The organism is Bacillus sp. MYb209, from assembly GCF_002975175.1.
GTDB lineage: Bacteria > Bacillota > Bacilli > Bacillales > Bacillaceae_G > Bacillus_A.
Map to the genome: position 1 here is coordinate 89,826 of NZ_PCNZ01000014.1, position 22,363 is coordinate 112,188.

The window sequence follows — 22,363 nt, forward strand, 5'->3', positions numbered from 1 at the left end:
AATCCGGCAAATCTTCAATATGGAACATTCTCTCACAGTTACTTTTAGAAAAATATATTGTAACTTCCTCAGAAAAAAGCTAAAATAAGAATAAGAATTTTCTGAATATTCAAAGAGTAGGTGATTGTATGTCCTTATTGCGCTCACATATATGTAAATTTATAGCCGGTGTTTTGATTGTTTTTGTCATAAGTCCTCTTCCAGCATTATTCATTACACATAATTACTCCTACTTAAATGGATTTGTAAGCATTTTTCATAATTTAGCACAGCCTTCTTCCATTTCAATTCCAACAATTGATTGGATGCATGAACCTATCCTTTTCTCAGCAAATCAGCTTATACATACACAAAATATAATACATACCTCTAACCATTCGTCACCACTGTTCCCCTACATATGGGAAATATATTTTTTATCGATCGTTCGTTTCACATTCACTCTTGTAATCGGTTTCTTTATAAGTCTAGGAATTGGCCATCTATTTTTAAAAGCACCAAACTCATTAAAAAAGTGTAGTTCTTTATTTCGCTGGATACCGTATTCTTTTGGCACTGTGATATTACAATGTTTAGTCCTATTATCACTTCTCTACATCGCGAAATTCATAAAGTTTCCTTTCTTCTCCTCTTTTATCATCGTATGTAGCACTTCTATGATAATCGTTATGCAAGCAATTAAAAAATGGCTACCGTTCTTAAATACTACTAATGAATACGAAATAAAAAATTCATCTTTCCTTGTTGATACGTTATTTATTGCGCTTACTTCTAATCATAAATCCATTTTGAGTTCCATTATTCTTTCATTCGTTTTTATGGAATGTATTTTTCATACAAACGGACTATTACAATTTATTGTCCAATTTGGCGGAAATGCACCTATAGTTGTCACGATTGGTTTATTACTACTTTATATTCCATATAGCATCTTATCGTTTCTCCAAGCTTTATGGACAACAAACTACCCTAAACAGAACACGTATACTTTAACTAGAAGTATTTCGAAACCATAACATAGAATAACCGTCTACTTAAATTAAAAGTAGACGGTTATTCCTATTATATAGAGGACAAAATAACAGCAAATTAAAAAACTACTATTAAAACCTACCATTATTTACCCATTTTCTTTGACTAATCTTTTCATTTGGATTTATTATAAAAGTATAACATAATTGCAGGAGGTGACATCTTTATTCCAAATTAGGAATAAAGAACACACTTGGACATATTAAATATTTTTCTCATCTTTATACTTATCCTTATTTCTGGTTTTTTCGTTGCTTCAGAATTCGCTGTCGTAAAAGTACGAAAAAGTCGAATTGACCAGCTTGCTAATGAAGGTAACAAACAAGCATTAGCTGCAAGAAGCGTTGTATCTAACTTAGATGTTTATTTATCTGCTTGTCAGCTCGGTATTACTATCACTTCTTTAGGGCTTGGTTGGCTTGGTGAACCAACTGTAGAGCATTTATTACGACCACTATTTGAAAGAATCAATATTACTGGAACAATGGCTAACACGCTATCCTTTATTATTGCTTTTAGTGTGATTACTTTTTTCCATGTTGTATTAGGAGAGTTAGTTCCTAAATCTTTCGCAATCCAAAAAGCAGAGGCAATCACATTAAAATTTGCAAAACCACTTATTTTATTTGATAAAATTATGTATCCATTCATCTGGGTGCTTAATAGTTCAGCTGTATTTTTTACAAAATTATTCGGTTTAGAACCTGCAAAAGAAAACGAACTTGCCCATTCTGAAGAAGAACTACGGCTCATTTTAGGTGAAAGTTATAAAAGCGGAGAAATTAATCAAACCGAATATAAATATGTAAATAATATTTTTGAATTTGATGATCGAGTTGCGAAAGAAATCATGGTTCCTCGTACCGAAATGATTTGCCTATCTACTGAAAATACGTTAGAAGAAAATATGGATATCGTCGCAACTGAAAAGTATACACGCTACCCTATTATTGAAAAAGACAAAGATGACATTATCGGGATGATAAATACGAAAGAAGTATTTCACGATCAAACAAAGAATATTTATAAACCACTTGAATCTTACATACATCCAGTTTTAACGGTCTTTGAAACAGTTCCCATTCGTAAAACGTTAATACATCTTCAAAAGAACCGTGTACAAATGGCGATTGTAATGGACGAATATGGGGGCACCGCTGGACTTTTAACGATGGAGGATATTCTTGAAGAAATTATTGGTGAGATTCAAGACGAATTTGATGCAGATGAATCACCAATGATTGAAAAACGCACACCTAAACTTACTGTATTAGATGGAAAAGTACTTATTTCTGAAGTAAATGATATGTTTGGGTTACATATTGATGATAGTGATTTAGATACAATTGGGGGCTGGCTTCTCTCCCAAGCTATTGACTTAAATATTGAAGCTGGATATTCAGTTGAATATGATGGTTTTCAATTTAAGGCATTAGAACTAGACGGACATCAAATTAAAAAGATTGCTGTACATAAGTTAGATTCTATTAAGGAGGTATAAAGTGACTGTATTATTAACAATTAGTATCATCGCTTGTTTCATTGTTTCATTTCTTTCCTTTATTTACCCCATTATTCCTGGCATTCTTGCAGTATGGGCTGGCTATTTCATTTATCATTTTGGTATAAATGGTGGAGAACTAACAATTTCTTTTTGGATTATTCAAGTCATTTTTACACTTTTCATTTTCGGTGCTGATTTTATAGCAAATGGATATTTCTTGAAAAAATACGGAAGTTCTAAGTGGGGTGAACGTGTCGGCATGATTTCTATCATTGTCGGATCGTTCTTCTTCCCGCCATTTGGTCTTATTATCATACCGTTTTTATCGGTATTTATAACAGAACTAATGCATAAAAAGGCGCCAAAAGACGCCTTTTTAGTCGGAATTGCAACTGTAGTCGGTTTTTTAAGTAGCACAGTAGCCAAAGCCATTCTCCAAATCATTATGATTATCATCTTTGTATGCTATATCATTTTTTAGCCATCCCTATTTAGGGATGGTTTTTTAATATGAAATACCTACTCGGCTTTTCTCGTATAAGCTTTTATTACGTAATCTCCATGTAAAATGAGCTGTATCACCAACTGTAATTTTGGATCCATCTGCTGGCAACATATCTTTTTCAGTTCGATATACCCCAGTTACATCACCGTCTATTAAATGCGTCGGACAAACAACAGTCCAACATAAATTACTGTTATGTAGTGCTTTATAAGCAGCTAAGTGGTCTTCCGCAGCTGTTGTTGTTTTTCTTTTCGATTCTTTTGATTGAAAACGATATATACTTGGGTTTGTTCGCGACTGTAAAATACCAGCCGTTCCTATTGTAACAATTTTCTTTATGCCCTCTTCTTCCATTTGCTTTATAATAAGCGGTAAACTCTTCCCTAACGTCCCATTCCGATCAGTTCCAAGAGTACTAATTACAATATCACATCCTTTAATCGCTTCCTTTATATCGTCTCCGTTTAATACATTTCCCTTAATAACATGCAACCTTTCATACTCTATTTCCACTCTACTCAAATCACGAACTAATACCGTTACTTCATATGAATCTTGTAATGCCAATTTCATAATGTGTGATCCTACTCTACCTGTCGCTCCTAATATGCATACTTTCATATATTATCCCCTCTTCAGTTCTTTCTCTCTATTTTTCTGTAATACATACAAATATACAACAAAAAAGCTTCCTCGTTTATGTGAGGAAGCTCTATTATCCATTTATTCCTTTTCTTTCGAATCAGAAGACTTATCTGTTCCGCTTGTTTCTTTATCTTTCTTTTCATCTTGCTGCGAAGTTGTGTCATCCTCTTTCTTTTTATCCTCATCTTTACTACAACCTACCATTAATAAAGAACTTGCAAGTGCCATAGCAGTTAATGACTTAACCCATTTGTTCATTTGCGTTTCCTCCCTTTGATAGAATATGTACAATCCCATATTACTCTTTATTTTTAAAGGAAAGATTTAAAAATAGTAAAGATACAGTAAACTTTTGTAAATTTTCGGATAACATATCCAATCTTAAATCCTCCCACCCTAATTAGACATAAAAAAAACTAAGGCGCCTTTCATTCCACCTTAGCTTTTCACGCAAATTTTTCATTTTCATATACATGTTTAATCTTATATTCCTTCTTCACAACATATTGCCAAACATTATATGCGTAACGATTCATTTTCACAAAACAATTCTCCAAAAAAGAACGAAACTCCGGGTTCGCAACTTCTACTGCCACTTGAGCAAACTTTAATGCTAATCGTTTCAAATGTGTAATATAACAAATAGCAATCCCAATATCCCCTGTATATTCATTATCTGTTTCCCTATCCATTTCAGTAAATTCCGGCCACATTTGTTTACAAGTTATATGCTGTACATTTTCTCCTTCTTGAAAATTCACTTGTTCATTATATGCTTGTAACATATACGGCAAATGATGCTGTAAAATATCCTTTAATTCTTCATCTCGAACCTTGCCCGTGTACTCTCCAACTTTATATATAAGTGTGTAACTATATGTCATCAATTCTTTCATACAATCCATTAAAGCGCCTCCCTTCCTATTTTTCATCTATATACTATAAATATGATGCGATAACATTCGCTATTCTTGCTAGAAACCAATCCCAGCGACTAATTTTCTCAAAATCTTCTTCTGAAAATCGTTTTAACTTATGAAAGTCTTCTTTTAGTCGATTCCAGACGTCAGCAACGACTGTATTATCATATATGACACAGTTTGATTCGTTATTTAAATAAAAGCTTCTATTATCAAAATTCGCTGTACCAATATCGACGATTTCCTCATCAATGATTGTCACTTTCCCATGAAAAAATCCGTTTCGATATTGATAAATCTCCGCGCCAGCATCTAACATATCTTTCAAATGAGGATAGGCAGCTTGTTTTAGCAATACGGCATCACTTTTAAATGGGACGAGAATTTTCACACGGACACCACGATTTAATGCATCTTTCAGTCCTTTTACCATCTCTTTACTCGGTACAAAATATGGTGTAGCAATAATTAAGGAGTGTTTTGCCTTCTTTAATAGTGCCCCGTACTTCTGCCATAAGCCTTTTCCATTCGAAAATATATATTGATATTTTACATTTCCTTGTACCGGTAACTCTTGATGTATAAGGAATTTCTCTCCCGTATCTTCTTGCCAATCTTCCGCAAACTTCCGTTCCATATCAGTAGCTCCATTCCCTTCGATGCGTACATGATAATCACGCCACGGACCAAATTTAGGATCCTGTCCAAGATATTCCTTTCCGATATTGAAGCCACCAATGTACGAAACTTTCCCATCTATAGTAACAATGCGTCTATGATTACGTTGATGCAAAGAATAAAATAAGTTTTTTAATTTAGGTTTTTTACTAAATGTAAACTTCACGCCTTTTTCTTTTAATTGATTAATTATCTTTTTCTTAAGCTTATATCCGCCAATGCGGTCTACTGACAATTTCACATCTACTCCGCTAGATGCTTTTTTTTCTAATAATTGTAAGAATTCTTTACTTACCTCATCTTTACCTACAATATAAAAATGAATATATACATTCTTTTCTGCACGATTTATATCCTCAAATAAACTTCTATATAACTCATCACCGTTCGTATATAATTGAAAATCCCCTGATCGAATTTTTTCTAATTCATATCCACTAGCCATTTTCTTCCCCATTTCCACATCAACGTTCATCCATACGAATACACCTATAAAACAAATTATTACAATTAAAAAGTGCTTCATGGATACGTTCCTTTCTCTAACTACTGTTATTCCTATATCTTTCCTTTTTTTAAACATTATCATACAAAAAATATGTCATTGCATGATATACGTCCATATCAAACAGGAGCTCATCTGCATATTGTATGTTGTATCTTAAAATAAAAGGAGGAAATAACAATGGGCTTCGCACATGGTAATGGATTTGCGCTACTAGTCGTATTATTTATCCTCTTAATTATCGTCGGTGCTGCTTGCTTCTGCTAAGCAGTTATTGTAATACGATATGGGGATGAAAAAACTATAAAAGCGGACACCTATTTTTAGGTGTCCGCTTTTCATTTCAAAAAATCCCCTAGCCTATTACAAAAATAGTACCACTAGGAAAGTATTTCTCATCAAAAAGTTAGCAGTGTAGCTACCTTCTTACTCTCCGCCTTACGAATATGACGCTGTTCTGCACGTAACACAGCAATTCGATGCAATTCTTTCTCCTCTTCTGTCTCAGGGATAACACGCGGTACAGGAACTGGATTATTCTCCTTACTAAGCGCAACAAAAGTAACGAATGAAGTTGCCGCTACACGTTTTTCACCTGAAATTAAATCTTCTGCTACTACTTTCACAAATATCTCCATAGAAGTTCTTCCCGTCCAAATTACGAAAGATTCATAACTAACACAATCTGAAGAACGTACTGGATGTAAGAAATCTACCCAATCCATAGACGCTGTAACACATTCCATTCTCGAGTGTCTCGTTGCTGAAATTGAAGCAACCATATCCATCTCCGCCAATATCTTTCCACCAAATAGCGTGTTATGATCATTTAAATCCGTTGGAAATACTCGACTCGTTTTAAACACTCTTGATTCATTAGCTGTTTTACCCTTTACTTCAGTCATTGTTATCACCCCTTTAATTATTTATCCCTAATATCCCAATATACACTACACCTCATGAACTACACGTTTAATATTAACAATTTTTAGAACTTTTAGTCCACAAAAAAGAACCGATTTTATCAATCGGCTCCTCTAAATACATATTGTTCTTTCGGCTGTTCAACTTTATTCCATTTCGTTACTTCTAACACTGGAATATTCGCATGAAACGGCTGATAAAATTCAGTTGAAATTTCTCCCTCTACCTGAATCCAATCATCATTTTTCCACTCTACACCTTCTGGTTTTTTAACTAACATACCATATACACCTGAATCCGCAACACAATGTATAATGCCGAAACGGAATAAGAAATATTGTTCCTTTTTAGAAGAATCATCTCGAAAAACAAATCCTTTATAAGACAGGGTTTTACCAGTAAATTCACCAGGATAATTATAAATTGTCTCCATACCCTTTAAGAAATCTTCATCTTTTAAAGTGATATTGTCTTTCGTAACAAACTCTTTCTTCCCTTTTTCCATTACACCACGATATCCTTCTTTCCCGTAATAAATACTCGTATCCGGTCTTAAGAATTGTCTTGTCATAAATGGATCTTTACTTTCCGCTTGTGCAACAGGAAAGTGAAACCCCTTCGTCTTAACAATGTCCGAATCTAATGTTGCAATCGGGAAAAATAATCCTGAAATAATCGGAAAACAGAACAGAGTATAAGAAAACGTTCGTTTCCACCATGTATTTTCATCTTTCGAATGATCATGCCCGCAATGACTATGATCACAACTACAATCATGTTTCTCTTTTTCCTTTTGGTGCTCTTTTTGGAAAACGATAATAATTTGTACAATCGTTAAGAAACCTAAAATAATAGCTGCAGTTTTTGATAAATAGGCGTACTTCATATTTATATACTTCGTAATGTTACCGGAAATATGAAGCTGTCCAATTAAAATTGTAAAACCTAATAATATATATGCTCGAAACATAACCTACCACCCCATCGCATAAATGAGTAGTGAGCTTGCATAGACAACAAGTGTAACTGTAACCGTCACAACAATTACAAATTTTGTTTTAAATGTCGCAAGCATCATAAACATATTTTTAATATCCACCATCGGTCCATATACGAGGAACGCGACAAGTGACGCTGTTGAAAATGTACTTTGGAACGAAGAAGCAATAAATGCATCCGCCTCTGAACAAAGTGATAAAATAAAAGCAAGTCCCATCATAACAGCTGATGAAGAAAACGGACCTTGTCCAATTGCAAGCAATGTTGAAGTTTGTACAAATGTTTGAACCGCAGCTGCAATTAACGCACCTAACACTAAATATTTTCCCATTGAGAAGAATTCCTCAACAGCATGTGTACATACATCCCACATTTTTTTACGTAACGGACGCTTATGATTCACTTCTGGAAAGTGATCATCTCTTAATTGATGTTCTTTAAACATAAATGATAATATAATTCCAACGATAATTGCTACGATAATCGCTACAATAGAACGATACCATACTATGTGCATACTACTTCCAAAAGCAACATATGTTGCAAATAATACAACTGGATTAATAATCGGTCCAGTTAACATAAATGCAATTCCTGCATAGGGTGGAACCCCTTTTCCGATTAATCGTCTTACAATCGGAACAATTCCACATTCACATCCAGGAAACATCATTCCTAAAAAAGTGGCTAATAGAACAGACAGAAATCGATTCTTAGGCATCCACTTTGCCACCATATCTTCTGTCACAAACATTTGAATAAATCCTGAAATAAATACACCAATTAGCACAAACGGAAGTGCTTCGATTAATATCGAAATAAAGATTGTATTCATTTGCAGGAATGCTTTCGGTAATTGAAACAATTCCATGATGTATTTCCTCCAACTTTTCATTAACAATATGTAATTTTAACCCCATTTTATTATTTGAACAAGAGTTATACGGAATTCATAACCTTCATACACATTACATTTTACAAGTTATATTCTATTCCAAAATCGAGATTTCATAGCAAAAAAGCTGCTCTAGCGCAGTTTTACAACTATGCTAGAGCAGCTTTCTTATCGTTAAAAGTAACGTTTCTTCCAAAAAACAAATGCTAAAGTGAAAGATAATGTTACACATATTATGAGTACAATTACAAACCCATGTGCTTCACCTTCAAACGGAACCTTTACATTCATTCCAAAGAAGCTAGAAACCATTGTTGGTAAAGATAAAATAATTGTAATAGACGTTAACAGTTTCATAACACTATTTAAATTATTAGAAATAACCGAACTAAATGTATTCATCATTCCGCTTAAAATGTGACTATATATTTCCGCCATTTCAATAGCCTGTTTATTTTCAATTAATACATCTTCTAATAAATCTTGATCGTCTTCATACATTTTTAAAAATGTACTGTTACGCATTAATTTTTGAATAACAATTTTATTAGCCTTTAATGAAGTTGTAAAGTAAACTAAACTTTTTTCAAGGCCTAGCAATGTGAAAATCTCTTTATTTTTCATCGATTTATTTAATTGATGCTCTAAATCGATTGTTTTTCGATTAATTTGCTTTAAGTATCTTAAATAATAAGTAGAAATTGTATATAAGAGCTGAAGTGCGAATCGCGTCTTTTTAAACGTATAAAATTCTTTAATACGTTGATTAATAAAGCGTTCAAAAATTGGATTCTCTTCTAGACAAATTGTAACAAAACAATCTGGCATTACAATCATACCTATTGGAATCGTGTCATAAATCGAATTTCCTTCTTCATCATGTCTCACTGTCGGAATATCCACGATAATTAAAGTATTATTGTCTTCCTTTTCAATACGAGAGCGTTCTTCATCATCCAAAGGGTCTTTAATGAAATCTAAGTCTACATTTAAAGTTTGGACTAGATACTGAATTTCTTCTTCAGTTGGATGAAGTACATTAATCCAGCAACCCTTTTGCATTTCCTCAATCTCTTGTAGTTTTCCGTTTCGGTCTGTTAAATAAATATTTAACATACTATCACCCCGATTCTTTTTACATGTAGGAATCTACCTCACTTAAACAACAGTTTTTGAACCGCTATTTTCAGCATATGAAACAAACGATTAAATTTCAATAGAAAAATTATTTTGAAAACGTTTTTTTAAGAAAAATCTTGTAAACATAGAAAAAGACAGAGTGTTCTCTGCCTTTAAAAAGCTTATGTTGCCTTTATAACATATTTAGAAAGCATCCACAAGTTAAAACCGACTGAAATCGTATAACCAGCATATGTTGAAATGATAAAACTTACAAAATCAAAATAAGGTAGCAATACAATATTTAATACTATCTTTACAATAATTCCGATTACTAATCCTAGCACTGTTTTCTGCTGTTGATTAATTCCTTGTAACATCGCAGCAGTTACCGTAAATAGTGAAAATAGTATACAAGCAGGAGCATAATATTGTAAAATGACACTCCCCATCTCCGGATCATTTCCAGCACCAAATAATAGAGTATATGCTGGCTTTGCTAATACCATCATTCCGATTGCCGCTGGTACCGTGATCCCCACCACTAATAAATTCGTCCTCGTAAAATGTTTATACAGTAGCTTCTCATTTCCCGCTGTATAAGCTTTCGTCATCTCTGGTACGAGAGACATACTAAAAGCAGTAGCAACAGAAACAGGGATTAACACAACCATCTGAACAAGGCCAATTATCGCATTAATCTTTTCGGCTTCTCCTTGCATATATCCTACTTGTATAAGTAGCTTATTAATTGTAAATGTATCAATCGTCTGATACAACGGAATTGCCAAACCGACTACAACAAATGGGATGGAATATGTAAATAACTCTTTATATAATGAAAAAAAAGATTTCGTCGTCTGGGAAATACTTGCTATCTCCTTTTGTTTCAAGTATTTTCGCCTTTTCATATAATAAGCACTCAAAATAATTAATCCACCTACTGCACCCATAAATGCTCCAAAAGTCGAAATACCCACCGCTAACGACACTGATTCTTTTAAAACATATAAAACAACAAAACTCCCTATCAAAATCGTTAAAACACGAAAAAACTGTTCGACAACAACACTCAATGCCGACGGTCCCATCGATTGGAATCCTTGAAAGAATCCCCTCAATAAACTCATTACTGGTACAAGTATTAACGCAAAACTTACAATTTGAATATTGTGCGTGACAGCTACCACACTATTCCCCGACTGATCATTTCCATCAATCACAAGTTTAGCTAAATGTGGTGCTAACATATATAACGCTAAACAAGAAATAACGCCCATAATGACCATAAAAACGATACCACTCTTTAGCACTCTCTTAACAGTGTGATAATCATTGAGTTGATCGTACTTTGAAACCATCTTCGAAACGGCAAGTGGTAATCCCATCGTTGCAATACTGAGCATAATTGTATAAGGGCGGTATGCATATGTATATAATACATACCCACTCGTACCCACCATTGCAGTAAACGGTATAACATATATAAACCCTAACATTTTAGATATCATCGTTGCCATCGTTAAAAATATCGTTCCACGTAAAAACGGTGATCCTTTCATCACATTCCCCCGCTACGCTTTATTATTACACATTATGGACAACTTCTTTTTTTTAGAACTAGAACAAATAAAAAAAGTCAATGAATCATCATTGACTTTAACGAGTTGTTTTTTTCTTTTTCAAATACTTTAAACCGAAGTAAAGAGCTATAAATAGGACTGCTCCTATAATTATGTAATGTGTGTAATCAGATGCATATTCTTTAATATGTCGCCAATTTCCACCAAGCTTTTCACCTAAGTATATAAATAGAATTGACCATGGAATGATCGCTACAACTGTATACAGTGTGAAAAGTTTTAATGGCATCTTAGCTAGTCCTGCTGGAATTGAGATTGCATGACGTACTACTGGGATAAAACGTGCCGAAAATATTACTCCCGCTCCGTAACGCTTAAACCAATTTTCTGCTATGTCTAAATGATGTTTATTAATAAGCAGATACTTCCCGTATTTCTCGACAACCGGACGCCCTCCGTAGTATCCAAGCCAGTATAAAAAGATTTGCGCTAAAGTACCACCAATTGTTCCGGCAATAACAGCACCGACAAAACTAATTTTCCCTTCTGCCACTAAAAATCCAGCATACGAAAGTACAATCTCACTTGGGATAATTTCAATCATTAAACCTAGTGCTACTCCGAAGTATCCTAGACTTGCAAAGAATTGCAATAACTGATCTATTATATTCGCTAACATATTCTTTTCTATCTCCTTTTTTCTTCACATACCCTCCCATTATCACATAAAGATTGCCATCTGCCAATATGATCATGTGAACCTCTTCATCTGAATCATAGACTTTGAAGAGGAATACTCCTTCTTATTTTTTATTAAATGAATATGTACAACCTTTTTTCAATATACCCTTAGCAAGATACAAAATTAACATTAATATCCCGCTATTTACGGGCATGTCGACTAATAATCAACGTAAATGTAACAGACGAGACCGATTAATTATTAGTCCAGTAGTCTTTCTTTATTTCTATCTTTCATATACGCAAACATTTCTTTAATTTGCCATTCTGTATTTCTAGCAATCGATAAATTAGGCAATTCATTCTCACCAAAAAACTCCACATCCTCTGTTTCAATACTTAATTTCTTTTCTCCGCCAACAATCTCACAGCCTATAAAAATTTTATATACATGCGTAGCTGATGGAGATGGTTGATGTTTTTCTTTATCGAATATAGCTAGTAACCTAAAATGATCTACCTCATATCCTGTCTCTTCTAAAACTTCTTTAGTAGTAACTTCTGTTGGAGTATAACCAACATCAGCCCATCCACCTGGTAATGCCCATTTACCATCACTTTTTTCTTTCACAAATAATAATTTCTCATTTTGAAATACTACCGCTCGAATATCAACTTTAGGAGTTTGATAGCCTGTCTCACTTGCAAATAATTTCTCTACTACTTCCCAATCTGTTTTTGTGTAATGTGACATCATCGAAATCGAAATGTCTCGTAATTGTTGGAAACGTTCTATATCATACACATCCTTAGAATACGTTAAACCCGCTTGGGCTATAGATTGTATTTGTTTTACCCAATCAATCCATTTAACCGTCATCTCTACACAACCCCATTCTCTATCAAATAAATATTATTTTACTTTTTTTGGTACATCTTTATTATACAAAAAAAGAGATTGATAATGTTCCAATCTCTTTCAAAATTAATCCAATTCATGTAAGTGGTCTTGTATATACTTTCTTCTTTTATTTATATATTCATAAATCATATCAGCCTCTTGATCAAATGTTTCTAATTTTTCTTTCATATATGGATCTTGTAGTAAATACGGACGAATCGATTCACACATTCCTTCTACTTTCGGCCTCATAAATGAAACTGTAAATTGTTCTTCTAATATTTCTTCTAAAATACTTCGATATTGCTTTCTAAATACAGGTATATCTAACAGCCTTGCACTTAACGTGTTATACCCTTGAATGCGAATATATTCATGATTAAGCGGTCTCCCTTGTACATCTCGCCCCCAAGTCGCATCATAATCCCACGGTATGACTTCAAATAAATTTGTTTCATCGTTATGATATAGTGCATAGTTATGAACGAAACCATCAAAGTTTTGCGTAAAAATAACTCCAGCTAACCATCGTAAATATTTATCTACATTTAGAAACTTCCCAATTTCTTTTTCATAATCTTCCCTCGACAAAGTATTCGCTTGAAATACAAATTCACTCAGTTGCTCTTCACTATTTTTATTCGAGCATTTAAATTCATACCCTGCAAAAAGCTCAGTTTTAACATCTTTATCTCTCTCGCTCATTAAAGAAAAATTCGCGTCATCATCTATCGCATAATAAATAGAACCACTCGGCAACCCTCTACTTTTTAAAAAGTTTTCATCAACCGATTCTAACTGTAAATATACGCCTTGGATTTGACCATTTATTTTTATAAATACATGCTGTGACTTCGGTGAAAGTACCCCGATTTCATTAAAAAAGTCTAGTGATAATTTGTTACGAATAAGAGATGGATCCATAAATTCAGAGTTTAAATGAAATTCCTTCACCCCTTGAAATTTTTTCGGTTTATAAAACTGAACATGATAAGACTTTTTCTCAAACTCACGAATATGAGCACCCCGATAAACGATATCAATATCATACTTCTTTTTTCCATATGTTAACTTTGCTGGCACTGGACTATCTGACCAAATATCTTTTTTCAATTCCACTAAGTACATTGGATGAATAAAAAATTCATATGAAGGTAGCATATATTCTCATCCCTTCTCTGTTCTCTTCATTCAATGTATGCGCCTTGTCTTGTCCATACATCCGCTTCATCTATTTATATAAAATTACACTCTTGTCCTGTTCAGAAAGAAACCGAATCTCATATCATGTTAAGGAAAAAGAATACCTTTTCAATTTAAAACTCGATAAGGAGGATTTCTATGAAACGTGATATTAGAAAAGCTGTTGAAGAAATCAAAAGTGCTGGTATGAAGGATTTCTTACACCAAGATCCAAGTACTTTTGAGTGTGATGATGATAAATTCTCTCATCATAACTGTACAACAGGGTGTAAATGTACAACAGGGCGTAAATGTACAACAGGGCGTAAATGTACAACAGGGCGTAAATGTACAAGAACAAGATGTACTCGCGTGAAACATTGTACTTTCGTTACAAAATGTACTCATGTAAAAAAATGGACATTCGTTACAAAATGTACGCGTGTACGCGTTCAAAAATGGACATTCGTTACAAAGGTTACTCGTAGAAAAGAATGCGTTATAGTTACAAAACGTACTCGAGTGAAAAAATGTACTTTCGTTACAAAATGCGTTCGCTTTGAAAAGAAATGTTTCTGGACAAAACGATGTTTCTGTAAAAAATGTGTATTTTTCCCTCATAGCCATCATGGGTCTTGTGATGATTCGTGGGATCATGGTAAAGACTGTCATGATGATGGACACAAATGGGACGATTGCAAAGGTAGCGGACACAAGTCCTCATCTTGCAAAAATAAAAAATTCGATCACTTCTGGTATAAAAAGCGTAATTGCTAGTTTTTTATGCCTACCAAAAAAGGCCGCATTGCGGCCTTTTTTACGTTTACTGAAAATGACTTATATCTGCAAATTGTTTTACTTTACCAAGATCTTCATCAAATTCAATCACACTAAGACTCGCGCTATGCATAAATGGCTCTCCCCATACATGTTCAATTTCAACACCTGCAAAATGCCCTACAAGTAATTTCGCTGCTGCAGCATGAGAGACAATTAAAATATTTTCACCTTTATGCTTTTCTAAAAGAAAGTGTATCCCTTCAATTACTCTTTTATGAACGGCCGCAAAGTTTTCCCCTGATGTTGATTGAAAAAGATGTGGTTCATTCCAAAATAAATGCACTTCTTCTGGATATTGCATTTCCAAATCAGCAATTGTTTGCCCTTCCCATGTCCCCATATTTATTTCATAGAAACGTTCATCTGCTATAATTGGTATATCTCGTTCTCCTTTAATCAATTCAGCAGTATGAAGCGTTCTTTCACTTGGACTACTATAGATAGCATGAAGTGGTAAATTCTTCATATGGTCACCTAATTGTTTTGCTTGTTGCATACCATTTTCAGTTAGAGCAGAGTTTTTTCGTCCTTGCATCCGCTTTGCTACATTCCATTCCGTCTCACCATGCCTTGTTACATATACCGTTGTCTTCATTTCAATTCCTCCTCACCATTTTAGCCGTGATTCCCACGGTTCTACTCTCCCTACAATCCATTCCATACATTTACTTTCAATCCCCTTTATAACCCCATCAGCTATCTCTTCATGAGTAAGCCACCTTGCATATGTACCTTCTAAAATAAACCCTAATATTATTCTATAGTAGCTACATAATTCCCCACTTATTTTTTGTGCCTTCATACGTGATGCACCACTACCTAATATATGAAATACACTATATTTCTTAGATGATAATTCAATCTCTTCACAAATTATCGGAAGTGCACGTTCAGCAGTCGAATGTATCCATGCAATAACTAGCGTGATCGGACCATTGTGTTCAATTGACTCTTTAATAGATTTCTTTACATCTTCTTCATTATGATAATCTAAAGAAATACTCGTAATTTTTTCTCGTACACTACATGCTTGCTTAACATTTTCTAATTTCGCACTATCTCGCCCGACAATTGAAACATGAAATCCTTGCTCACACAGCCACATAGATACTTTCTTTAGCATCCCTGTTCCACCAATTACAAGTGCATGCAAACCCTTCCCCCCTAGTAAAATGTCATATAAGGTTTCTCTTCCCTATAATAATTTAGACGATCTTGTAACGTCCCTGAATGAAATTCAAATTTATGACCATCTGGATCTAGAAAATATATAGATTCACAATCTCTCACATCACGTTCTCTACCCGTTAAAATATGAACATCATTTTCTTCTAACCGCTTTAACAAACGTTCAAAGTCTTCTTTTTCCACAGAAAATGCAATGTGCGTATAAGATTGATGAATTTCATTTCTTTGAATATCTACCTCTTCATTAAGTGCTACCCATACTCCACATATATTAAAATATGCAAGTTTTCTCCCTTTAACTAATAATTCCCCTTCTAGTACTTTTTCGTAGAACATAATAGATTTTTCTAAATCTGAAACTGAAAAACAAAGATGATTGATTCCCCTTAACAACTATAGTTCCCCCTTATACAAAAAAGATGAGCGAAAATTCACTCATCTTTTATTATACTATTATTTTGTAATATATGCCCATTTATAACTGAAGTCCCCACCAAACGTATGGTTGGCGATGCCTTTTACATTCGGCTGCTCTAAATAAGCTGTACTTTGCTGATACGCAGGTGAGATTGCAGCATCTTGACCGATCAAGATTTTTTCAGCTTCTCCAAGTGCTTTCCAGCGTGCAGCGTCATCTTTTAATAGTTCTCCTTTTGATTTTGCTACTAAATCATCATATTTCGGGTTAGAATAGGCCATTTCATTAAATGAGCTTTCTGTAACGAACATATCGATGTATGTCATTGGATCTGGATAGTCTGGGCTCCATGCAGATAACGAGAATTCATATTGTAACTTTTTCTCTAAATCTAGTTTTTGTTTGTATGGTTGTTGTTTTAAATTCACCTTTATACCCGGTAAATTTTTCTCTAACTCTTCTTTAATAAAGTCGCCTACTTTTTTACGGCTACCGTTATCATCATTTAGGAATTCCACTGTTATTGTATCTTGACCAAGTTCTTTCTTCGCTTCTTCCCATAATTTTTTTGCTTTCGTTACATTATCTTTACTATCACGGAAATTTTTATTTACAGAACGGAAGTCTTTTCCATCTGGTCCTGTCGTAAACTTTTCAGGTACTAAGAAATATGCTGGTAATGAGCCATCATTTAGAATAACATTTGCAATTCCCTTTTTATCATATGCTAAATCAATTGCTTCACGAACTTTTTGATTTTTAAATGTTGCATTTTGTTGATTAAATCGTAAGAAATACATACGTGGATCTAGCTTCGTTTTAAATTCATTTGGCTTACTCTTTTTATATTTATCAACAAATTCAGAGCTTAAAATAACTCGATCCGCTTGACCACTGTCGTATAAATTAACTCCTGTGCTCGTTTCTTTCACAACACTTACATTAATTTCTTCTAGCTTAACAGTATCTTTATCCCAATAATTAGGATTTTTCTTTAACTGATAACTTTGTTCATGTTTCCATTCACTCATTGTAAATGGTCCATTGTACAATAGTTTATCTGCTTCTAATGCGTATTTATCTCCTTGTTCTCTCACATATTTTTCATTTAAAGGGAAAAATGTTGCGAACGAAGTAAGCTCTAGGAAATACGGCGCTGGTTGTTCTAATTCTACCACTAACGTTTTATCATCTTTTGCTTTAACTCCTAATTGATCTAACGGTAATTCTCCCTTATTTACTTTCTGTGCATTTTTCACATCGAATAAAATAAATGCATACTCAGCAGCGGTTGCTTTATCTAATGCGCGTTGCCAAGCATATACAAAGTCTTGTGCTCGAACTGGATCTCCGTTAGACCACTTTGCATCTCGTAATTCAAATGTATATGTTGTTTTATTTTCACTAATCTTCACATCTTTTGCCATACCTGGCGTTGGCTTATTATCCTTATCTAAACGATATAACCCTTCCATTGCATTTACAAAGGCCCGGAATGATACAGAGTCCGTTGATTTTGATGTATCCATTGAAGGAATTTCTGCTGTTTCTAGTAAGTTTAATACTTGCTTATCTGCTACTCCCTTACCTGCTTCTTTTTTCGTTGTAGATGCCTTCTCCCCATTTCCGCAACCTGCAACTAACACACTAGTCGATAATGCAAATGCAGCAATCGTTGTTACCTTTCTCTTCATTCTTCCTTCCCCCAATCTATATGTATAAATGAAATCCAGTATAATATATATCATTATACAAAAGATTCAGATTATTTCAAATATTATTTTTTACACACAAAAAAGAAGCAGATAGAGAGTTCTTTCCATCCGCTTCTTTTTCTATCACTTTTACTTGCAATCCATCCTCTATTTCAAACGGATTTTGAACCTTGAATATTTCTTCCATCATCTTCAAAAACTCTTCTTCATTTTTAAATTCACCATTAATCGTAAGGGAGTATGGCTCAATTTCACTCAATTTATAATCAACAATAAATTGAATTGTAACTTTTTGTCTTGGCATCCCTGGGCTGTATCCTTGAAATTCTACTAATTCCATACCTTCCGAACCACGATAATATATCCACCCTGAATTTTGAAAATAGCTTTCAAACGATTCACCAATCGAAAAGAACGGATATTCATAAAGCGAACTTGTACGTACTTTTTGTATAATATCTCGATCAGTCGGAAAAAAGAAATGACTGAAAAAAATACTAGCAACTGCTAAAATAGTAACGATTGTTGCTCCCATTTTACTCGTTCCACCACTATCACGGATGAGATAATTTTCAACCGATTCATCTTTAATTCCCCGTGCTTTTATTCGATATATACGCCTTTCTGCAAATTGATAAAATAATCCATTTGCAAAAATCCCCATCCCAAATAGAATGAAAACAAGTAATAAAAACGTGAGAGGCACCATATTAATGATTGGCAATGCTACGTTGAACCCCATATAATAAGAAAATGCATCACATGCTACTAATAACAGTATAAATAAAGCAGCAGGTAAATAATACTTACGATATCCAAGCCAACCTACATTGAAAATAGCAGCCAAGCCATTCCAGCTCCACCTAGCAATTCGCTTATTCTCAAGCTCCCATTTTCTTTTGTAATATGGATATTGTCTCCCTACATATACTTCTAATTCTTTGTCTATTAGCGAGCTTTCTTCACCTTGTTCGTTATGCAAGTTTCGTTGACAATTTGCACAATTCAGCTGATCATTAATACAAGGTCGCCCACAATTTATACATTTCAAAACAATCCCTCTTTCCATCCATACTTCATTTTAAAATGCCTTCATGCTTCAATAACCACTCTTTCCTCCATAAACCACCCGCATACCCAACAAGTTTTCCACTCTTTCCTATTACACGATGACATGGAACGATAATTGAAATTGGATTCCGGCTATTTGCCCCTCCTATCGCCCGTACAGCTTTCGTATTCCCAACCTTCTCCGCAATATCTAAATATGAAGCACTTACGCCATATGGTACAGTGTAAAGTGCATCCCATACATTCTTTTGGAATGGTGTTCCTTCAGCAGACAGTGGTACAGTAAACTCTTTTCTTTTTCCTTTAAAATATTCATCCAGCTCATTTATGCATTGATCTATCATTCCATTTGTATTTTCTTCTTGTCTTTCATCAACAAATATAACAGACGTAATTCCTTCTTCGTTCGCTGTAATTTCTAACAAACCTAATTCACTATCATAATAAGCCTGGTACATATGTCATCCTCCAATTCATTACATATTATTTATTGTAACACGAATAGACGAAATTTTTCGTATAAGCGTTTTATTAGAGAAACAAAAAAGAGAATGATACAATGTAAGAAAATTCAATCAAGGGGGATATTTGATGGAGTTTTAACTTTTTTCATCTTATACAATTATAGAAGAAACTTATCCAAAGTGGAAAAAAAGAGAAATAACGGGCGCTAAATTTATGGAACTGCTAGAACTTAAGAAAAATACTTTTTATAAGATAATGAAAGAATATGAAGAGAATAAATTACAAACTAAATAAAGAATATGAGCCGAATGTTCCTTAGAGTAGGAAATTCGGCTCACTTTATATCGAAATTTGCTTAGCCTATATTTTTCGTTAAAATATGGGCGGTACCCTATATAGGAAACGAAGGTAGGTGATGTAGTAGATAGTCGCGATAAAGCATCCGATAATTATCAGGGATGGTTCGATATCTTTCTACCCAAGGCACCTAGCACAAGCATAATGAGGGTTTTCAAGCCAGCACAAACACTCACTACCAATCCGACATCTGTATATGTACCATAGTGCATATACAGTGTTTTGGTTTTTCTAACTTACATTTTCCACCATGAAGAAATAGGAATTGCTAACTCTCCACTTAATGGAACAGTTTCACCAATTTTAGGAGTGATTAAGTTCACACCTGTTTTCTTTGCCTCTATTAATGATCGTTCTACAGGTTCTTTCCAACCATGATAAGCAAGGGTAAAGGCTCCCCAATGAATTAACATCATATTCTTCCCATTTACATCTAAATGAGCCTGTACAGCTTCTTCTGGTGTCATATGGACCCAAGACCAGCGTCTATCATATTGACCGCCTTCAATTAAAGTGATATCAAAAGGTCCGTATTTTTTTCCAATTTCCTTAAAATGTGCACCATGACCACCATCTCCGCTGGTATAGAAACGTGTATGTTTTCCAAGAATGACCCAACCACCCCATAAGGTCGTATTTCGATTAAAAATCCCTCTTCCAGCGAAATGTTTGGATGGAGTCAATACAATGGTAGAACCTTGGAACTCCGTTTCATCCCACCAATTTAGTTCTGTAATTTTTTCTTTTGTAACTCCCCATCGAATCAAGTGGGCACTTACACCGTAAGGAACGAAGAAATGACCGACCTTACTCTTTAGCTTTAGTATGGATAGATAATCTAAGTAATCGTAATGATCATGTGTAATAAGGACAGCATCAATAGGCGGCATTTCATTAATAATGTCCAACACATCTGCACTATAGCGTTTGCAGAAACAGGCGAAGCAATTGAACCTAGCATGGGATCTACGAGTATCTTGTTATTATCGATACTAAGTAAAAAAGCAGAATGCCCAAACCAAGTTAAACTATCTTCCTCATTTTTGATTTTGTTCCATTCAATCTGAGAAAGAGGAATGTTTCTAACTGGACTGCGGTCTTTACCACCTGAAATAGAATCTTTAATCATGGAGAAAATATCAGCTGCACTCATGTTCCTCTTTGTTGGTACTTGATTGACAAATTTCCCATTAACATAATTATTTGTTTTTTTATATACTTCTTTTTGCTCTTTACTTGGGTTTCCGCCAAATAAGGGATATAAGTTTAAAAACAATGAAACTGTAATACATACTACACCTAAAAATATGAATAAATTAATCATTTTTTTCTTTATGAATTCCTTCCCTTTTGGGGTAATGTTGAGTGGGAACTGACCCTCACGTTCCCACTCTTAATATAAAAAGCTATTGGGTTCAACCGATTACAAATTTTTAGCGGAAAAATATGTTAACCTTTCCACCGCTTGGTCAACATATTTTGTTATATCATAAAGAGTTACATGTGTCACCTAGTGAATCAATTCAAAGGAAAGGGTTCAATCCATAACCTTGTTTAGACCGGATATCCGCCTGTTGGCGGTGGCCAAGCACTAAATAATCTGCGAATCAGTACAATTTCTCCTAAATGGTAGGAGTTGTGAGATGCAATATTGCGTAGCACACCGCCTGGGGTTTCACCAGGCCAGCTCTCCAATGGTTTGTCCACTTGAACAGTTTGGGCAATCGTGCATGCCTGTTCAATCCCCTGAAGGAAATACTGAATAGTCTGTTTCCACTCTTCCTCACTGCTAGGACATTCTTCTTCAGGCCAGCTCTCTCTCACATGGACAGGCAGTGTAGGTTTTTTGTCCTGAGCGGCTAATAAGAGAAAATCTTGCCAATAGGTCATGTGTTTCACTAATTGATAAATAGAATAAGGCAGCTCCACTCTGTGTTTTCCCGCAAGAACCACGTCTATATCCGACAAAGCATTCTTGATGGGAAGATGTCCTCGTTCTCCCCTTAACGATTTTACTAATGCCGCGCTAAACGCTTTATTTGATTGCTCCATAATAATCGACTCACATCCTGTTTTATTTTCTAATTTGCTTAGTTAATTGCTCCGTTTCTTTTATGAACATTACGAGAAAAAAATATCAAGAATCACCGATTTCTTAACGTACAATTTTCTTTTTTTATTCGTATCAAGCCTATAGCCTTTTTCTTTTATCTATCATAAAAGAAAAAGGCTATGT

The 22,363-nt window shown here is 34.3% G+C and carries 24 protein-coding genes and 2 pseudogenes; 6 read left to right on the plus strand and 20 right to left on the minus strand.

Annotation, left to right across the window (positions count from 1 at the left end):
* The first annotated feature begins 128 nt into the window (after positions 1-128).
* The 3 genes from CQZ94_RS19450 to CQZ94_RS19460 all read left to right on the plus strand — a co-directional run bounded on the left by CQZ94_RS19450 (position 129) and on the right by CQZ94_RS19460 (position 3,017).
* A complete protein-coding gene (locus CQZ94_RS19450; RefSeq protein ID WP_105586686.1) occupies positions 129-1,016 on the plus strand; it encodes a hypothetical protein in 888 nt (295 codons plus the stop codon).
* 209 nt (positions 1,017-1,225) lie between these two features.
* A complete protein-coding gene (locus CQZ94_RS19455) occupies positions 1,226-2,533 on the plus strand; it encodes a hemolysin family protein (protein ID WP_105586687.1) in 1,308 nt (435 codons plus the stop codon).
* 1 nt (position 2,534) lies between these two features.
* On the plus strand, positions 2,535-3,017 hold the full coding sequence (locus CQZ94_RS19460; protein WP_105586688.1) for a DUF456 domain-containing protein: 483 nt from the start codon (positions 2,535-2,537) through the stop codon (positions 3,015-3,017).
* A 24-nt stretch (positions 3,018-3,041) separates the two neighbouring features.
* Here the strand turns inward: CQZ94_RS19460 and CQZ94_RS19465 are convergent, their stop codons facing one another.
* From CQZ94_RS19465 to cls, 4 genes are all read right to left on the minus strand, one after another.
* The gene (locus CQZ94_RS19465) at positions 3,042-3,662 is read right to left on the minus strand and encodes an NAD(P)-dependent oxidoreductase (RefSeq protein ID WP_105586689.1); all 621 of its coding nucleotides are present in this window, start codon (positions 3,660-3,662) and stop codon (positions 3,042-3,044) included.
* A gap of 102 nt (positions 3,663-3,764) precedes the next feature.
* The gene (locus CQZ94_RS19475; protein WP_105586690.1) at positions 3,765-3,944 is read right to left on the minus strand and encodes a hypothetical protein; all 180 of its coding nucleotides are present in this window, start codon (positions 3,942-3,944) and stop codon (positions 3,765-3,767) included.
* A 188-nt stretch (positions 3,945-4,132) separates the two neighbouring features.
* Complete coding sequence (locus CQZ94_RS19480; protein ID WP_002118593.1) at positions 4,133-4,591, minus strand: spore coat protein; 459 nt, start codon at positions 4,589-4,591, stop codon at positions 4,133-4,135.
* Between the two features lie 34 nt (positions 4,592-4,625).
* Positions 4,626-5,810 (minus strand): cardiolipin synthase, encoded by a 1,185-nt coding sequence (cls, locus tag CQZ94_RS19485; protein ID WP_142395875.1) that lies wholly within the window; start codon positions 5,808-5,810, stop codon positions 4,626-4,628.
* A gap of 159 nt (positions 5,811-5,969) precedes the next feature.
* On the opposite strand from cls, the gene CQZ94_RS19490 reads away from it, so the two are divergent.
* Positions 5,970-6,056: a YjcZ family sporulation protein gene (locus tag CQZ94_RS19490; RefSeq protein ID WP_000505094.1), complete on the plus strand. Its 87-nt coding sequence runs from the start codon at positions 5,970-5,972 to the stop codon at positions 6,054-6,056.
* A 131-nt stretch (positions 6,057-6,187) separates the two neighbouring features.
* On the opposite strand, the gene CQZ94_RS19495 is transcribed toward CQZ94_RS19490, so the two are convergent.
* From CQZ94_RS19495 to cotH, 8 genes are all read right to left on the minus strand, one after another.
* Positions 6,188-6,694: an acyl-CoA thioesterase gene (locus tag CQZ94_RS19495; protein ID WP_000141174.1), complete on the minus strand. Its 507-nt coding sequence runs from the start codon at positions 6,692-6,694 to the stop codon at positions 6,188-6,190.
* 119 nt (positions 6,695-6,813) lie between these two features.
* On the minus strand, positions 6,814-7,683 hold the full coding sequence (locus tag CQZ94_RS19500) for a TIGR03943 family putative permease subunit (RefSeq protein WP_105586691.1): 870 nt from the start codon (positions 7,681-7,683) through the stop codon (positions 6,814-6,816).
* A 3-nt stretch (positions 7,684-7,686) separates the two neighbouring features.
* Positions 7,687-8,583, minus strand: a complete 897-nt coding sequence (locus CQZ94_RS19505) for a permease (protein WP_105586692.1) — start codon at positions 8,581-8,583, stop codon at positions 7,687-7,689.
* A 198-nt stretch (positions 8,584-8,781) separates the two neighbouring features.
* The gene (locus tag CQZ94_RS19510) at positions 8,782-9,723 is read right to left on the minus strand and encodes a magnesium transporter CorA family protein (protein WP_000932386.1); all 942 of its coding nucleotides are present in this window, start codon (positions 9,721-9,723) and stop codon (positions 8,782-8,784) included.
* A gap of 185 nt (positions 9,724-9,908) precedes the next feature.
* Complete coding sequence (locus tag CQZ94_RS19515; protein WP_105586693.1) at positions 9,909-11,288, minus strand: putative polysaccharide biosynthesis protein; 1,380 nt, start codon at positions 11,286-11,288, stop codon at positions 9,909-9,911.
* A 97-nt stretch (positions 11,289-11,385) separates the two neighbouring features.
* Complete coding sequence (gene uptA / locus CQZ94_RS19520) at positions 11,386-11,988, minus strand: undecaprenyl phosphate transporter UptA (protein WP_105586694.1); 603 nt, start codon at positions 11,986-11,988, stop codon at positions 11,386-11,388.
* Positions 11,989-12,252: 264 nt separating this feature from the next.
* The gene (locus CQZ94_RS19525; RefSeq protein ID WP_105586695.1) at positions 12,253-12,870 is read right to left on the minus strand and encodes an NUDIX hydrolase N-terminal domain-containing protein; all 618 of its coding nucleotides are present in this window, start codon (positions 12,868-12,870) and stop codon (positions 12,253-12,255) included.
* Positions 12,871-12,975: 105 nt separating this feature from the next.
* Positions 12,976-14,052: a spore coat protein CotH gene (cotH, locus tag CQZ94_RS19530; RefSeq protein WP_105586696.1), complete on the minus strand. Its 1,077-nt coding sequence runs from the start codon at positions 14,050-14,052 to the stop codon at positions 12,976-12,978.
* A 180-nt stretch (positions 14,053-14,232) separates the two neighbouring features.
* Between cotH and exsB the strand changes: the two genes are divergently transcribed.
* Complete coding sequence (exsB, locus tag CQZ94_RS19535; protein ID WP_105586697.1) at positions 14,233-14,850, plus strand: exosporium protein ExsB; 618 nt, start codon at positions 14,233-14,235, stop codon at positions 14,848-14,850.
* Positions 14,851-14,896: 46 nt separating this feature from the next.
* Here the strand turns inward: exsB and CQZ94_RS19540 are convergent, their stop codons facing one another.
* The 6 genes from CQZ94_RS19540 to CQZ94_RS19565 all read right to left on the minus strand — a co-directional run bounded on the left by CQZ94_RS19540 (position 14,897) and on the right by CQZ94_RS19565 (position 19,763).
* The gene (locus tag CQZ94_RS19540; RefSeq protein WP_105586698.1) at positions 14,897-15,508 is read right to left on the minus strand and encodes a phosphoserine phosphatase 1; all 612 of its coding nucleotides are present in this window, start codon (positions 15,506-15,508) and stop codon (positions 14,897-14,899) included.
* 12 nt (positions 15,509-15,520) lie between these two features.
* A complete protein-coding gene (locus tag CQZ94_RS19545; protein ID WP_105586699.1) occupies positions 15,521-16,066 on the minus strand; it encodes a short-chain dehydrogenase in 546 nt (181 codons plus the stop codon).
* A gap of 11 nt (positions 16,067-16,077) precedes the next feature.
* Positions 16,078-16,494 (minus strand): FosBx1 family fosfomycin resistance bacillithiol transferase, encoded by a 417-nt coding sequence (fosB, locus tag CQZ94_RS19550; protein WP_105586700.1) that lies wholly within the window; start codon positions 16,492-16,494, stop codon positions 16,078-16,080.
* A 60-nt stretch (positions 16,495-16,554) separates the two neighbouring features.
* Positions 16,555-18,213: a peptide ABC transporter substrate-binding protein gene (locus CQZ94_RS19555; RefSeq protein WP_105586701.1), complete on the minus strand. Its 1,659-nt coding sequence runs from the start codon at positions 18,211-18,213 to the stop codon at positions 16,555-16,557.
* Between the two features lie 76 nt (positions 18,214-18,289).
* Positions 18,290-19,285, minus strand: coding sequence for a DUF2628 domain-containing protein (locus tag CQZ94_RS19560; protein ID WP_105586702.1), 996 nt, complete (start codon positions 19,283-19,285; stop codon positions 18,290-18,292).
* A 25-nt stretch (positions 19,286-19,310) separates the two neighbouring features.
* Positions 19,311-19,763: a methylated-DNA--[protein]-cysteine S-methyltransferase gene (locus tag CQZ94_RS19565; protein WP_105586703.1), complete on the minus strand. Its 453-nt coding sequence runs from the start codon at positions 19,761-19,763 to the stop codon at positions 19,311-19,313.
* Positions 19,764-19,926: 163 nt separating this feature from the next.
* Between CQZ94_RS19565 and CQZ94_RS32410 the strand changes: the two are divergent.
* Positions 19,927-20,064, plus strand: a pseudogene (locus CQZ94_RS32410) (recombinase); the annotation flags it as partial.
* A 299-nt stretch (positions 20,065-20,363) separates the two neighbouring features.
* On the opposite strand, the pseudogene CQZ94_RS19575 reads toward CQZ94_RS32410, so the two are convergent.
* Together CQZ94_RS19575 and CQZ94_RS19580 are read right to left on the minus strand one after the other, a co-directional pair.
* Positions 20,364-21,451: pseudogene (locus tag CQZ94_RS19575) on the minus strand (MBL fold metallo-hydrolase).
* Between the two features lie 230 nt (positions 21,452-21,681).
* Positions 21,682-22,179: a DinB family protein gene (locus tag CQZ94_RS19580; protein ID WP_105586705.1), complete on the minus strand. Its 498-nt coding sequence runs from the start codon at positions 22,177-22,179 to the stop codon at positions 21,682-21,684.
* Positions 22,180-22,363: the final 184 nt, after the last annotated feature.